Below are 15459 nucleotides of genomic sequence, written 5' to 3' on the forward strand. Positions count from 1 at the left end.
CTAAACTTTCATCTTAAAATCTATTATATCACATAAAAAATCCCATATTGTTTTTACATGAAACAACATGGGATTTTTTGCATTTTATTTAATTTTAAGCAAAAGTTTTTTTAATATATTCTTCTATTTCTTTAGCGGTTCCTAATTTTAAAATATCATCAGCCAATTTTTTCATATCTTCATATTTTAACGAACTTATAAGTTTTCTAGCTGGAAGTATAGATATTGGACTCATACTAAATTCATCAAGACCCATTCCAAGAAGTATTGGAATCATTCTCTTATCTCCAGCAGCTTCTCCACACATTCCTACCCATTTTCCTTCTTTATGACCATTATCTATAACCATTTTTATAAGTCTAAGAACAGCAGGATTAAATTGATTATATAAATAATGTATTTTTTCATTCATTCTATCTACTGCCGTAGTATATTGTATTAAATCATTTGTTCCTATACTAAAGAAATCTACATGTTTAGCAAGAACATCTGATATAATTGCTGCTGACGGTACTTCTATCATCATACCAACTTCTATATTTTTTGAATAAGAAATATTTTCTTCATCAAGTTCTCTTTTAACTTCTTCAAGCACTTCTTTAGCTGCAAGTAATTCTTCAAGAGAAGATATCATAGGGAACATTATTCTTAAATTTCCATACACACTAGCTCTTAAAAGCGCTCTAAGTTGTGTTTTAAATATATCTTTTCTGTCAAGACATAGTCTTATTGCTCTATATCCTAAAAATGGATTCATCTCTTTATCCATTTGTAGATATGAAAGTTCTTTATCTCCTCCTATATCTAAAGTTCTTATTACTATAGGTTTTGGATTCATAGCCTCAAGTACCGCTTTATATGCTTCAAATTGTTCTTCTTCACTCGGAAAATCATTTCTATGCATATATAAAAACTCTGTTCTATAAAGTCCAACACCTTCAGCATCATTTTTTATAAGACCTTCTATATCTTTTGGAGTTCCAATATTCCCTGCAAGTTCTACATGCTTTCCATCTAGAGTTTTACTTTCTTTTCCTTTTAAAGCTTCTAATTCTTTTCTTTCTTTTTCAAAATTTTCTTTTAAATTTTTGTATTTTTCTATAGTACTCTCATCTGGATTTAATATAACATCTCCAGTTTCTCCATTAAATATTATAAAATCTCCATCTTTAACTTTCTCTGTTATATTTTTAAGTCCAACTACCGCTGGTATTTCTAATGTTCTAGCCATTATTGCAGTATGAGATGTTCTTCCACCTATATCAGTTAAAAATCCCAAAACTTTTTCTTTATTCATAGTAGCTGTATCTGATGGAGTTAAATCATGAGCTACTAATATTACTTCTTCTTCAAGAGAAGCCAAATCAATAAATTTCATACCTAAAATATTTCTCAAAACTCTATTTGATACATCTTTTATATCAGCAGCTCTTTCTCTCATGTATTCATTATCCATGGCCTCAAATATTCCAATAAACATATCTCTAATTTGACTAAAAGCATATTCTGCATTTACTTTTTCTTCTTTTATTTTATTCAACGTAGAATCTATAAGTTCTGGATCATCAAGTACCATTATATGAGATTCAAATATCTGAGCCTTATCTTCTCCAATTTCCTTTAATGCTTTTTCTTTAACTTTTATTAATTCTTCTTTTGATTTTTGTACTGCATCTAAAAATTTTTTTTCTTCCGAATCAATATTATCTATACTTTTCTTCTCTATATTAATTTCACCATGCTCTAATACTAATGCTTTACCTATCGCAATACCTGGGGATGCATTCGTTCCTTTTAACATATTAATTTCTCCTTTCCTCAAAACCAATTATTCTCGAAACGTTTTTTAAAATTCAATTATAAATGCTTCGAGTAATACACCCGAAGCTTAAATTTCATGTAAGTTTTATTTATATTTCACCAAATCCACTTTCAACAAGAGCTGCTAATTCGTTTACTGCATTTTGTGCATCTTCTCCATTAGCTACTATAGTTATTTCATCTCCTTTAGAAAGTCCTAAACTCATTAATCCCATTATAGACTTAGCATTTACTTTTTTTCCATTAAACACTATTTCTACTTGAGATTTGAATTCAGAAGCTTTTTTAACAAATACTCCTGCTGGTCTAGCATGTATTCCACTTTCATTTTTTATTATTACTTTTTTCTCCATTTTATAACCCTCTCCTTTTATTTTTTTATATTAATTAATCAAAAAGCATGAACCAAAGGTTATAGTAATATTGCTATACAAAAATTAGCAAACTCCCCATTAAAACCTTTGGCTCATGCCTGATATATCAGTAACACGCCAACTTAGATTTTTTTATTTGAATTATTTAATTTATATATGTGAAGAGTCATATATCCTATTTCATCTTCAGGCACTTTTAGTTTTAACTCATTTTGAATTATTTTTGAAATATCATAAGCGATTTTATACTCAACAATAAATTCCTCTTTTAATTTTGGCAATAACACATTTTTTAAATATTTTTTATTTTTTACTCTATCTAAAACTCCCATTAAATGAGTTACAAACCTATGATAATCCAAAGAATCTTTTCTTAAATTTATTTTTAACTTATCTTCAATATATTTAACTATTAAATTTATTAATTTTGCATTTTTAAGTGCCCCACTTCTGCTTTTATTAACTCTTCCTCCGTGAATATGAAAAGCTATAAATCCAATTTCTGCATCTGGTATTTGTATTCCCAATTTTTGTTTTAAAATATTTACTGCCTTTTCTGCTATGGAATACTCTTCAGGATACATAAGTTTTGTTTCCATCAAAAAAGGATTTACTATTTCTATTCCTTCTTTAAGCCTTTTAATTGCAAAGTTTATATGATCGACAAGACCAATATGTATATGAGGATTTAATTCTTCATTTAATTCTCTAGAAGCCATATATATTATTTCTTCAACTAATGAAAGTACTTCTTTGTCAACTTTAGACAATAAACTCTCATATTGATCTTTGTCCTCACCAGTCAAAGATACAAAAGTATTTTCGACATTTTCAATGTTTTCTAAAACCATTCCTCTTTTTTTAGAAAAACCCACACCTTTTCCTAATAAAATGTATTCTTTTTCATTTTCACTGACAAGAATAGCATTATTACTCAATATTTTTTTTACTACATATTTCCTCATCATAGCCTCCAAGAAGGAAAATGTTGTCCATTTTCCTATATAATTTTACAAAATAATATTTTTTTTGTCAAGACACGACTTTCAATATTTTATTTTTTTATCCTATAATATTATATCAAAAAAACAAATATATTGTCTAAATATTTTCACTTTTTAATCTAATAATATAATTTTAAATTCTAATTTTAGCATTTCCCTTTTTTTAAATTTTAATATCCAAATACTTGTAAAAAATCTTCTATCCACTCCAAATTCTCTCTATTGTGAACATCATATATATGTACACATCTTTTTATATTCTGCTCTCCACTTAAAAGTTTAGTTGCAAAAGCAAGGCAAGTATATTCTCCACATTTTCTACAATTAAGTTTCGGAAGATGATTATAAACATCTATAGCACTTGGCTTTGATCTCATTTCATATAAAGGTTTTATTTTTTCTTTATTTTCATATGTATTGTTAATTAAGTCTTTTACAGAATCTATAATTTCATAAGCATCTGTTTCATTTACAGCTTTAGAAACAGCTAACATATCACTGTGTAGTGTTATTATTCTAAATTCTTTTCGAATTGTTAAACTCATAGCATTTTTATTGTATATTGCATCTTTTAAAACTGAATTAATATAAGGTAAAACCTCAGATATATCCCTTGAAAACTTAGCTTTAAATCTTATTTTTTTACTGTCAGCAACACATGATTGCATAAAAATTATTTTTATATCATCAAGATACATTCCCTTTCCCCCTTCTTTAATTTTATCTCTATTACCAATGCTACATTTGTTGTTTTGATTTGTCAATATTTTATCAATCCCAAATATAAAAGGCATAGATTATCAATAACCTATGCCTTTTATTATATTATCTATATAAAGTTGATTACTATAAAATGTGTAGTTATAGATATAACAGTAAATAAAATACATCCTAATAAAAAAGGTTTTGCTCCTTTATCTCTAATACTTTTTAAATCTACTGATAAGCCCATACCAACCATGGCCATAAGTATAAATATAGAACTTAACTTTGCTAATATTTGTATAACCTCTTTTGGAATTACACCTAGTGAACTTATTATCCCTGCTATTATAAAATAAAGTACGTACATCGGAAATTTTACTTTCGAATCGCTTTTTTCTCTATTAAATAAATATGTTAAAACCAAAGCCATAGGTATTAACATTACAACTCTACCCATTTTCACTAATGTCCCAATCTCTCCTGCTTCATTCCCTCTAGCAAAAGCAGCTGCAATAGCATGTGCAACTCCTTGAAGTGATATACCTGACCAAATACCATAATCTATATTACTCATATTTGAAGTTACAGCAATAAGTGAATATATTAAAACACCCACTGCTCCTAAAAAATTAATAATAGATACTGCAACTACCGAATCATCTTTATCAGCATTTATACAAGGTGCCATGGCAACAACAGCTGAAGCTCCACATATACTAGACCCTACCCCAAGCAAAATAGGAATTCTATTATTTATTTTAAATACTTTTCCTAATAAATAAGAAAATAACAAAACACTCGGAACAAACACAATTATCATTAAAAGAGATTTTGCGCCAAGATTTAATAGCGATTTAAAATTAAGCTTAAATCCCAACAAAATAATACCCAATTTTAATAATGTTTTTAAAGAAAATTTTATTCCAGGCTTTAATATGTCTCTAGTCTTTAATAAGTTATTATATAAAATACCTATTATTATGCCTATTGTCAAAGCTTCTAAATTTATAATATTTTTTATAAAATCATTTATAAATATAGAAACCATAGCAATAAGATAAACAAATATAACACCCGGTATATTCTTCATACTAAATCACCCCTTTATAATAAAATTATATCAGAGGATATATATAAATAAAAATTATGATTTGTTATGAAATCATAACAAAAATTTATACTTATTATGTACGTGTATAACAGAAGTTAATAAAATCATCTATAAAATCCATAAATCCATCATTCAAATATACAAAATTAAACTCCCTTATAATTTTTACATCTTTTATAGGCACTATATTTATAACACCAAGATTTACTTCTCTTTTTATCGCTTCTTTAGAAATTACCGTATAACCTAAATTAGATTCCACAAGAGATTTGATAGCATTTATGCTTCCTATTTCCATATAAACATTAATTTTTTCTAAGTTATATCCCAATTCAACTAATTTATTTTCAAATATTTCTCTAGTTCCAGAACCTTTCTCTCTTAATATTAAATTTCCACTTAATACCTCATCTAATTCTACTTCTTTCTTTTTTGAAAAATAGTGCTTATTAGAAACCGCTAAAACAAGTTCATCATCTTTCATCTTTTTATAATTAAATTTACTTTTATCAAAACATCCTTCTATCAACGCTAAATCTATCTCTCTATTTAAAAGCTTTTCAATAATAATTTTTGTATTATTCACATTCAAAATAATATCTATATTTTTATATATATTTCTATATTCTCCTAATATATACGGAAGTACATACTCTCCTATTGTCATAGTAGCACCAATATTGTACTTTTTTACTATGCTCGATTTATTTTTTAATTTTGATTCTAAATTTCTCGATAATATTTCTAATTCTTTAGCATATTTAAATAAAATTTCTCCTTCTTGAGTTAAATCTATTTGCTTACCTCTCTTTTTTATCAATTTAACATTATAATATTCCTCTAAAAACTTAATTTGTTGAGATACAGCCGGTTGTGTTAAATTAAGTATTTGTCCAGCTTTAGTATAGTTTTTAGTTTTTGCCACAGTCAAAAATGTAATCAATCTTGTATCTATCAAAATATCACCTTCCTATAATCTTTTATTCTACATTATCATATATCTTTTAGTATCATTTATGTTATTAATGGAAATTCTAATACAAAGGAGGTTTTTTTATGAGAACTAATAGAAAAATCGCCAAACCTATAATAGCTATAACTCAAGCTCAAAATGAAATTGATTCTTTAAAAAATGCTCTGGATTTACTACCTATGAATGAAATAATAAAAAGTAATGATGTAGTAGTTATTACTCCAAACTGGGTTAAATCTAAATATCCATCTACTGCAACAGTTGTAGGTCCTAATACGCTACAAGCATTAATTAAATATATAAAAACCAAAAATCCTTCTAAAATATACATAGCAACTGGTTCAGGTGGTAATCAAACTCCCGATGTAATGAAATATGTAGGGTATGATAAAATAATTGAAGCAGAAAATGTAGAATTTATAGATTTAAATTACGGCCCATATACTACAATAGAACTCGATCACAACATAATACCTAATACAAAAATAAATAAATTAATAGATGAAGTAGACGTTTTAATTTCATTTACGCAACTTAAACACCACGAAGAAGCTACAATGAGTGCTGGCATAAAAAATATTGCTCTAGCCTGGCCTCCAGGAGAAATTCATGGATTTCCTAAAAAAAATTTAGGTATACATGAAGATTTACACGGTTTTATTGTCGCCATGGCTAAAAAAATTCCAATAGACTTAACTATAATAAGTGCAGATAAAGCAATGATTGGAAGTGGTCCAAGTGATGGAAAATCAATAAATGTTAAAGGATTAATAATCGCCGGCACTGACCCAGTTGCATGTGACACTATAGGCGCTAGAATGCTTGGATTTTTGCCTCAAGCTGTACAGTATTTATACAGAGCATATAACGAAGGTATCGGAGAAGCAAAACCCGAAAATATGCAAATAAAAGGGATGCTTCTTGAAGAAGCTGAAAAAATATTTTCTAAAACTGCCTACGGTACAGAAATAGTTATTGATAAAGAAAAAATAAAAGATATACACGGAAATAAATAAGCCACCACTAAAGTGATGGCTTAACTAATCTTGTAATGCTTCTTCAATAGAGTTTACTATTTTAACTCTACTGAAAAAAAATTTTCTTTCTAATTTATTTAATTTAATATTATCTGTCAGCCCCAATGCATCCACTATAAATATTTTTTTAAATCCTGTTTTTAAAAATTTTCTAAAAGAAGTTTTAATTACATCTTCTTCATCTGTTTTAAATTCTTTTGGATGTATTATTAATTTATATTTAGTCGGCTTGATTTTCTTTATATTTTCTTTATACTCTTTTAAAAATTTATTTATATTCTCCTTAGTAACAAATCCACCTATATCTATTAAACACACATTTTTTTCTTCATTAATTTTCATTTTCACCATATAAACTCCTCCCTTTTTTATATCTTCTTTATATATTTATGAAGGAAAAGTTTATAGTTTACTATTATTTTTCCCATATAGCAAGTCCATAATAATCATTATCGTATTTTATCAATTCTTTTTTATAATTTTTAGAATTTAATTTATTAGAATATTTATTTAATACTTTTTTCAATACCATCAAATCACTTTTACTAGATTTATTTTTTATTGTATTTATAATATTTTCAAAATTTTTGTGTTTTCTACTCAATACATCTTTAATTTCTTCTACATTCATAATTCTCTTATTTTCTTTAAACATTTTTACTACTTCATTCTTTATAAATAAATATATTCCATCATACAATTCAGATAAATTATAAAAAAGCCATGGCTCATCTTTACTATAATCTTTAGAATACTTTTCTCTTAAAATCTCTATAAAAATTTCATCACATTTATACAAATTTGCAATATATTCTATTGATTTATTTTGTTTGATATGCATATTCAAAAAATCATCTTTTGTAATATTTTCTTCTAATTGCTCTACTGTTTTTATATTTAAATTTTTATATATAAATTCTACTTCTACATTACTAAGTTTAAAAGACTTTGCAATTAATTTATCTACTTCTCTCTCTAATTTGTATATATCTTTTTTTATATTTAATATTTCAACTTTCTTATTATAAAAGCTCATTAAAATATCTTCTTTATTATAGACATCTTCTTTTTCTATTTCTCTTACACTTTCATATAATTTTAATATTTTTTTACCTATATATTCTATATTTTCATATTCTAAATTTTTTAATATTTTCAAATCCATTATAGAATTAGGATAGTAATCGTATATTCCTTTTCCCATTTTTTTTGCAAACATTTTAAAATAAAATTCATATATCTTAGAATTTAATACTGCAACCAAATATTCTAATGAAAACACATTCATAAATTCCTCTTTTATACAAAATGAATATACATCAGCACTACAAAAATATCCATTTTTATCAATAGCAAATTTATTACTTGAAGCTTTATACGGATACACAATTTTAGGATTTTCAAACAATTTCTTATCCCTTCCCCATTGCAACTCATACCATTTTCTTATTCCTTTTTTATATTCCCTTCTATTTTCAAGCCTATCTCTAAATCTCCCTATGTAATTCAAACTATTCTTATATTCTAATTCGTCTTCTATTATATTAGAATATATAAGCATTAAATCAGTATCATCAACTACATATTTATTTATATTTTTATTTTTTATCCATTTTTTCAATATATTTTTTTCTATTCTATACTTATTAACATCATCACAACTTAAAACAAAAGCTTTATCACATCCTGTTATTATTCCCTGAAAACTACAAACCACTTCTTTCAATTTAAATTTAGCATTGCTTTCTATTTTTTTATATATATTGTATTTTATTTCTGATATCAAAATCCACCTTTCATCATTTAATTCACTTTGATGCAAAGCAAACTTTTCAAAATCACTTCTATTATTTAAAACTTCACAAAGCTTACACCTATTATTAAATTTAAAATCATCATTATTAAGTTTATATACTTCTATTTTATTATCAATACAATTTTCTTTTTTAAAAGTAAATATAGCACTAGCAATCCCTACACCTTTAAAAATTTCACTTCCATAAAAATCAACAATTTCTAATATTTTAGAATTATTTTTCAAATAAGATCTCAAACTCATTCCACTAGGACTTTCCATAAAATATCTAGGACTTATAACACTTGCTTTTCCACTATATTTAAGTACATCAATTATTCTCTTATAAAAACAATAATACAAATCAGATTTATCTTTAAAAACATCATCATACTCTTTTAATAACCATTTTTTATACTCAATATCAAGTTGTTTATGCCCTACATACGGCGGATTTCCAATTACGTAATCATATCTATTCGACCAAAATTTAAAAAACACACTATAATCAAATCTCTTTTCCCATTGTACTAAACTATCGCAATTAACAATATTCAACTCATCTGTAAAATTATTAATATCTTTTAAAATTAAATTTATAATAGTAATACCAATTCCAAATTTATCTATATCACATCCATAAATACAGTGCTTTAACAAATGATAATGAATATTTTCTTTTCTCCAATAATCTTTTCCCTTTATTTTTATAATATTATTGTTCTTTTTTACTTCATATTCACAATCACAATATTTTTCATTTAAAGCATTTAAATTATCTTCAAATTTTTTTCTTAATATATCATAAGCTTTTACAAGAAAATGTCCACTTCCACAAGCTGGATCCAAAATTTTTACAAAAGGATTCTCAACTATATCTTCTTTTTCAATGGTTTTATGTAATATATATTCTATAATAAAATCCGGAGTATAAAACTGACCTAATGTCTTTCGTCTTTCTTCGTCCATGAATTCTTCATATATATCCCCTAAAATAGTATCACTACTCAAAATTAAAAAATCTATTTTATGTATTATATCTTCTATAATATTAACAATCTCTAAATAAATTTTTTCATCATTTATTTCATTAATCTCCAACTCTTCATAATACATATTAAATCTTTTAATTATTTCACTGTGTTCAAAACAAAAATTTAGTAATTTTTCTAATGTATAATTTTTTATAAAATATAAAAATAATTCAATTCTATTTTCATATTTTTTCTCTATATCAAATATAATCCCTTTATTTTCAAATATTCTAAGAATTATTACTTTATTTATAAATATATGTGCTTGCTTACAAGAATACAAATTCACACCATTATCTTTATATTGATTATCTATAAATTTTTTAAATTCTACATCATTTTTATATTTTTCATTCAAAATTTTCATATATAAATTTATAAGCTTTTTATGTATTTTTCTTATTTCAAATACCGATTTTTCTTTCATAAACAACTCCTTATACTATAATAATTACATTATACAAAAAATACTACAAAAGTCCTAATATCATTTACAATATTAGGACTTTTACCTTTAACTACTTTTAATTTTTAAGCACCTTTCTCCTCTTTGCCCACTTCATGTGAACGATTGTATTTTTTAGTACAAGATACAAGAAGAAGTACTGATGCCACAGTATAAATTACAGCAGTTATGTAATAAGCAGTTGCATATCCAGATTGAGTCTTAAATAAAATATTTCTAGTAAATTGCCCTGCTAAAATACTTGTAATACCTCCAGCAGCAAATATCACAGAATTGTATGCTGGTCTTAATTCTTTTGAAACAAATTCCATAGGTAACGACATCATTATTGGATTTGCAGCATTCATAAATCCAGATCTTAAAAACAATGCTAAACCAACTACTATAACAGCTGAACTTCCAAATATTTTCCCATTAGCTATAATCATCATAAATGGTATTGAAACTAAAGATAAACCTCCAAGAGCAACAACTTGACCAAATTTTTTAACAAACCAAGGAGAAACAACCATAAATATTACCATGGCTAAATTAGTAGCACCTACTAAAGTTGATGTAGTAGCTCTATCTATTCCTATAAACTTAGTTAAATAAACTGAGAAGTATGGTACAATAAGCGAAGCTCCAAATCTTATTAATGCATAATAAATTACAAATGAAACAACATACTTGTTTTTAAAAATACTCCAATCAAATTTTTTCTTTTCAGTATCTTTATTTTCTTCTCTATAATCTATAGGAAGTTCTTTTATAAATAATAATGGTATTAAAGAAAGTATACAAAGAATAATAGATACTAAAAATACATCTCTATGAGCAGCTATATAAGCATTATACAAACTACTTGAAGCTTTTAAAGTTTCAAATGTAGCAGTCAATTCTTTAGCTTTCTCATAAGTTTTTCCTATTTTCGAAGCAAATCTGTAAACTATAAAAGGTCCTCCAGCCCAACTCGCAATAACCATACCAGAAACATTAATATATAATGCCCTTGAAAAAGTTTTATGTCTATTCTCTTTAGTTGTATAAGCATTTAACATAGGTGCAAGCATTACATCATAAAAACCAAAACCTGTTATAAATGCAAGAGTAGCAATTGGAAATATTAAATCTACATTACTATAAGATATTCCAAATAATGAAACTATACATATAATTGGTGCTATAAATATAGTCTTTTTGTAACCTAATTTAGGTGCAATTAAAAGCATCCCTGCACCAATAAATGTACTTAACCCCATCCAAGTAGAAAAAGAAGTCGCAGTAGATGGAGATACTTCTTGTAAAAATGTTACAAGTACATCAAAAGCAACTCCACTTAAAATTCCCATGAAAGCATAACTTACTATAAACATCCAACTATTCCATTTAATACGTTTTAATTCTTTTTGTTCCATTCCCGATCCCCCTAATATAATTTTTATTTTATATATTACAAGTTTATTATATACTTTAAATACATTAGATGTCAATATTTTCACAAATTTCTTTCTATTTATTTTTCATATTTTGCAAAATTCGCAATTATAACCAAAAATAAACTAATGGCAATCTCGCCATCAGTTTATCATTTCCAATTCTTTTTAACCCAATCAACTACACTTATAATATTATATTCTTCTGCCAAAGATGTAAGATATGGTATTTTACTCCAATCATCTAAATCAACTATTTTTGAAATTTTAGGATTCAATCTAAAATATTTATTCCTTAAAAGCTGATAACTATAATAACTATCAGTTTCCATATTTCCATCAAAAAATATATTTAATAATGGATAAGGAGGATCTTGTTGCAAAGTCCATTCAAAAACTCCCCACGTAGTAGTATCTGACATTATTTTCGATGAATTAAATCCTGTTCCAATAGATAACATATAAATATTATCAAGTTTTTGATTTGCTCCCTTTTTATCTCTAGCAATAGCTATTGCCGCAAGACTAGGATTATTAGCTATAATACCTCCATCAATATGATTTTTATAAGAAGGAAAATATATAGGTGCAGCACTACTACAAAGAGCCACATCTATAACATAAGCATTTTTAGTATCAGAATCTAAAAAATTACTATAAAATTTAGGCCCCCACTCCTCCCCATTATCTCCTACCAACTGAAATGACGGTATTACCACTTTACGCTTTAAATCTTTTAATTTAAGATTTTTAGGAAATATTTTTGATAGTACTCTTTTTAAATTTTTATTATTATATCTAGGTCTAAACAACTCAGGATACTTAGAATTAAAAATAAATCTACAATTGCGAACAGAATATAATTCTACAAGTTCCTTAGGTGTCAATCCAAAAGCTAGTCCTAATGCAATAAAAGAACCCGTAGATGTCCCTGCAAAAAGATCTGTTTTTTTTATTAAATCAGGTAATTGTTCATCTAATCTTTTCAATAAAGTTGCACTCAAAGCCCCTCTAACTCCCCCTCCATCAAATGTCATAATCCTATACTTTGTCATAATATCTCCCCCGATTTTTAACAATAATTTTAATATATACTATGCATATAAACATATTATTGATAAAAGTAAAAGCCATCTAAAACCTATTCGGTTTTAAATGGCTTTTATTCAACATCATTTAACTAAATCCCAAACTTATTAAATATCAGCAAATTTATTCTTTCTTTTATCTATATACATATTTTTATCAGCATTTCTAAATAATTCTTTAACACAACCAATAGAATTTTTACTATACGCAAATCCAATAGACAATTCTATCAATATCTCCGGATTAACTGAATTATAAATTTTAATTGTTTTCTTTAACTTTGTTACTATATTTTCAACCTCTTTATAGTCAACACCCTTTAACAAAATAGCAAATTCATCCCCACCAATTCTTGCTACAACAGCATTTTCATTAACATTTTTCTTAATTAATTTTGATGCTAATTTTATTAATTCATCTCCTTCTCCATGTCCTAGATTATCATTAATGCTTTTCAAATTATCAAGATCACAAATAATAATACCTATTGAAGTATTAATTTCTTTGTCCAATCTTTCCTTTTCCTTATCAAAATATGCCCTATTATAAAGACCAGTTAAAGCATCATGATAACTTAAATACCTTAATTTTTCTTCTAATTGTTTTCTTTCATGAATATTTCTTGAAATTCCTTCTACTATCACTACATCCCCATTGTCATCATATACTGGCACTATATATTCTTCAAACCAAATATATTCTCCTTCTTTATTCATAAACCTAGTATAAAATTTATTGGAATAATCTTCTATGATACCATCAAACTTCTTTTTATGCTCTTCATATTCATCTGGATGAACTATTTCTAAAGGTATTAAAGGATTTTTTTTACATTCTTCTACAGTTACACCTAAATTAGTATACACAGCAGGACTTAAATATTCAAATTTTATTTCAGGTTTAATTCTTGCAGAAAAAATTATATCATTAGACTTCTCAAATATTCTCATTAACCTTTTTGCCATATTAAGTTTCTCTTTATATTTAGTTATATCAATCATAGATAAAAACATAATGTTTTTATTATCTTCTTTAACAAAACCTTTTTTTACACTCATATATATATCATCATTATTTTTATCTTTAATAATTATCTCTGCAATTTTTGAATTATCATTTTTATTTAATAGTTTATTAAGCTCACTATTTTTAAAAATCTCTTTAATATTTTGTCCAATCATCTCTTCTTTAGTATATCCTAAAATATTATAACAATTAGAAGTTACATCTTTAATTGTACAATCAAATTCAATTTCTAAAAACAATTCTCTTGACAATTTTTGTTTAACATCTTCTCTCAGACTCACCATAGGTCATCCCTTCTTAACTGTCAATTTTAAAAACTCCCTTAGACAAATTTATTATCAACCAAATCTTTAATATATTAATATTAAACAAATATTATTAAAATTCCTTTTTTTATATGAAAAAATTTTATTTTATATAATTTTCAAATTATATTAATACAAATAATTATATAAACTAAAAAACACCACCTTAAAAGGCAGTGTTTTTCTTTTCATATACGAGTAAGTCTGTAAGCCGAGGTAACATCCCTTCAATTGCCATATGTACTATTTGGCGTGGTTACTGACTTTCAAGCCTCATTACAAAAACAGGGCTGAAAATAGTAGTACTATAACCTAGTTATGTACTGCTTGTATCCACTAAAAATATATAGTTAATTTAATGATATCATTTTAGAAGGAGGAGTACATATGGATATAACCTATTACTATGATGAATTTTTAGACTACTTAAAAGGAGAAAAAGATGTATCAAAGCATACCATAAAAAATTACAGTACTGATTTTAAACAATTTGTTTCTTTTTTAAAAGCAAAAGGTATAAAACCTAGCTTGCATACTGTAACTACACCAATTTTACGTAGATACGTTGCCCATCTAAAAACAGAAAAGAACTATGCCACATATACTATAAGACGTAGAATTCATTCTCTATCTTCTTACTATAAATTTTTAATAGAACAAGGATATCTCACTCAAAATCCTATGTTACCTATTCATGCACCTAAAGCACCTGATGTAATACCCAAATTTCTATCTGAAACCGAAATAGAGCAATTACTTAAAATGCCTGAAAAACTTTCACCAGAAAATGCACTTAGGAATCGAGTTATTCTTATGATGTTCCTTATGACTGGCATGCGCCGTCAGGAGCTTTTAGCTTTAGATTGGGAAGATATTGATTTTGGTGAAAAAATGATTACAGTTAAACACGCTAAAGGAAAAAAACAACGAGTAATACCTATTACAGAGCCGCTATTATCTGAACTTTGGAAATACTTACAAACTAGGCTTCCTATTACAAATCATGCAGTATTTATATCACAATATGGTAATCGTTTAAGTGCAACCCCTCTATCTCAAACTATTAGACGTTATATGAAGTATTTGGGATTGGATAAGAAAGGATATACCATACATACCCTTAGGCACACTTATGCCTCTCACCTTGCTTTAAATGGAGTTTCTATATTAAGTATTCAAAAGCTACTAGGTCACTCTGATTTAAATAGTTCCCAAGTTTATGCTCATGTGAACACAAATCACCTTAGAACAGAGGTGCAGAAACTACCATTTGCATCAAAATAACTTTCATAATAAATTAGGTT

Annotated in this window: 13 protein-coding genes; 2 read left to right on the forward strand and 11 right to left on the reverse strand. The window is 26.1% G+C overall.

Features of this window, described 5'->3' with window-relative positions; translation table 11 throughout:
- Positions 1-94 precede the first annotated feature (94 nt).
- From ptsP to BUA19_RS04475, 6 genes are all read right to left on the reverse strand, one after another.
- Positions 95-1801, reverse strand: a complete 1707-nt coding sequence (ptsP, locus tag BUA19_RS04450; RefSeq protein WP_072724120.1) for a phosphoenolpyruvate--protein phosphotransferase — start codon at positions 1799-1801, stop codon at positions 95-97.
- 109 nt (positions 1802-1910) lie between these two features.
- Positions 1911-2174: an HPr family phosphocarrier protein gene (locus BUA19_RS04455; RefSeq protein WP_072724122.1), complete on the reverse strand. Its 264-nt coding sequence runs from the start codon at positions 2172-2174 to the stop codon at positions 1911-1913.
- A gap of 143 nt (positions 2175-2317) precedes the next feature.
- Positions 2318-3160 carry a BglG family transcription antiterminator gene (locus BUA19_RS04460; RefSeq protein ID WP_072724123.1) on the reverse strand — a complete coding sequence of 281 codons (843 nt, stop codon included), beginning with the start codon at positions 3158-3160 and terminating at the stop codon, positions 2318-2320.
- A gap of 209 nt (positions 3161-3369) precedes the next feature.
- A complete protein-coding gene (locus BUA19_RS04465; protein ID WP_072724328.1) occupies positions 3370-3897 on the reverse strand; it encodes a (Fe-S)-binding protein in 528 nt (175 codons plus the stop codon).
- A 131-nt stretch (positions 3898-4028) separates the two neighbouring features.
- On the reverse strand, positions 4029-4994 hold the full coding sequence (locus BUA19_RS04470; protein WP_072724126.1) for a YeiH family protein: 966 nt from the start codon (positions 4992-4994) through the stop codon (positions 4029-4031).
- A gap of 94 nt (positions 4995-5088) precedes the next feature.
- Positions 5089-5973 (reverse strand): LysR family transcriptional regulator, encoded by an 885-nt coding sequence (locus BUA19_RS04475; RefSeq protein WP_072724128.1) that lies wholly within the window; start codon positions 5971-5973, stop codon positions 5089-5091.
- Between the two features lie 98 nt (positions 5974-6071).
- On the opposite strand from BUA19_RS04475, the gene BUA19_RS04480 reads away from it, so the two are divergent.
- Complete coding sequence (locus BUA19_RS04480) at positions 6072-7004, forward strand: DUF362 domain-containing protein (RefSeq protein ID WP_072724130.1); 933 nt, start codon at positions 6072-6074, stop codon at positions 7002-7004.
- Between the two features lie 24 nt (positions 7005-7028).
- On the opposite strand, the gene BUA19_RS04485 is transcribed toward BUA19_RS04480, so the two are convergent.
- The 5 genes from BUA19_RS04485 to BUA19_RS04505 form a co-directional block, all read right to left on the reverse strand.
- A complete protein-coding gene (locus tag BUA19_RS04485; RefSeq protein ID WP_072724132.1) occupies positions 7029-7376 on the reverse strand; it encodes a hypothetical protein in 348 nt (115 codons plus the stop codon).
- 64 nt (positions 7377-7440) lie between these two features.
- Positions 7441-10281, reverse strand: coding sequence for an Eco57I restriction-modification methylase domain-containing protein (locus BUA19_RS04490; RefSeq protein ID WP_072724134.1), 2841 nt, complete (start codon positions 10279-10281; stop codon positions 7441-7443).
- A 104-nt stretch (positions 10282-10385) separates the two neighbouring features.
- Positions 10386-11717: an MFS transporter gene (locus BUA19_RS04495; RefSeq protein ID WP_072724136.1), complete on the reverse strand. Its 1332-nt coding sequence runs from the start codon at positions 11715-11717 to the stop codon at positions 10386-10388.
- A 170-nt stretch (positions 11718-11887) separates the two neighbouring features.
- On the reverse strand, positions 11888-12790 hold the full coding sequence (locus BUA19_RS04500; protein ID WP_072724137.1) for a patatin-like phospholipase family protein: 903 nt from the start codon (positions 12788-12790) through the stop codon (positions 11888-11890).
- A 141-nt stretch (positions 12791-12931) separates the two neighbouring features.
- Positions 12932-14134 (reverse strand): sensor domain-containing diguanylate cyclase, encoded by a 1203-nt coding sequence (locus BUA19_RS04505; RefSeq protein ID WP_072724139.1) that lies wholly within the window; start codon positions 14132-14134, stop codon positions 12932-12934.
- A 408-nt stretch (positions 14135-14542) separates the two neighbouring features.
- On the opposite strand from BUA19_RS04505, the gene BUA19_RS04510 reads away from it, so the two are divergent.
- On the forward strand, positions 14543-15439 hold the full coding sequence (locus tag BUA19_RS04510) for a tyrosine-type recombinase/integrase (protein ID WP_072724141.1): 897 nt from the start codon (positions 14543-14545) through the stop codon (positions 15437-15439).
- Positions 15440-15459 lie beyond the last annotated feature (20 nt).

Origin of the sequence: Tepidibacter thalassicus DSM 15285 (assembly GCF_900129915.1) — a bacterium.
GTDB classification, from domain to species: Bacteria; Bacillota; Clostridia; order Peptostreptococcales; family Peptostreptococcaceae; genus Tepidibacter; species Tepidibacter thalassicus.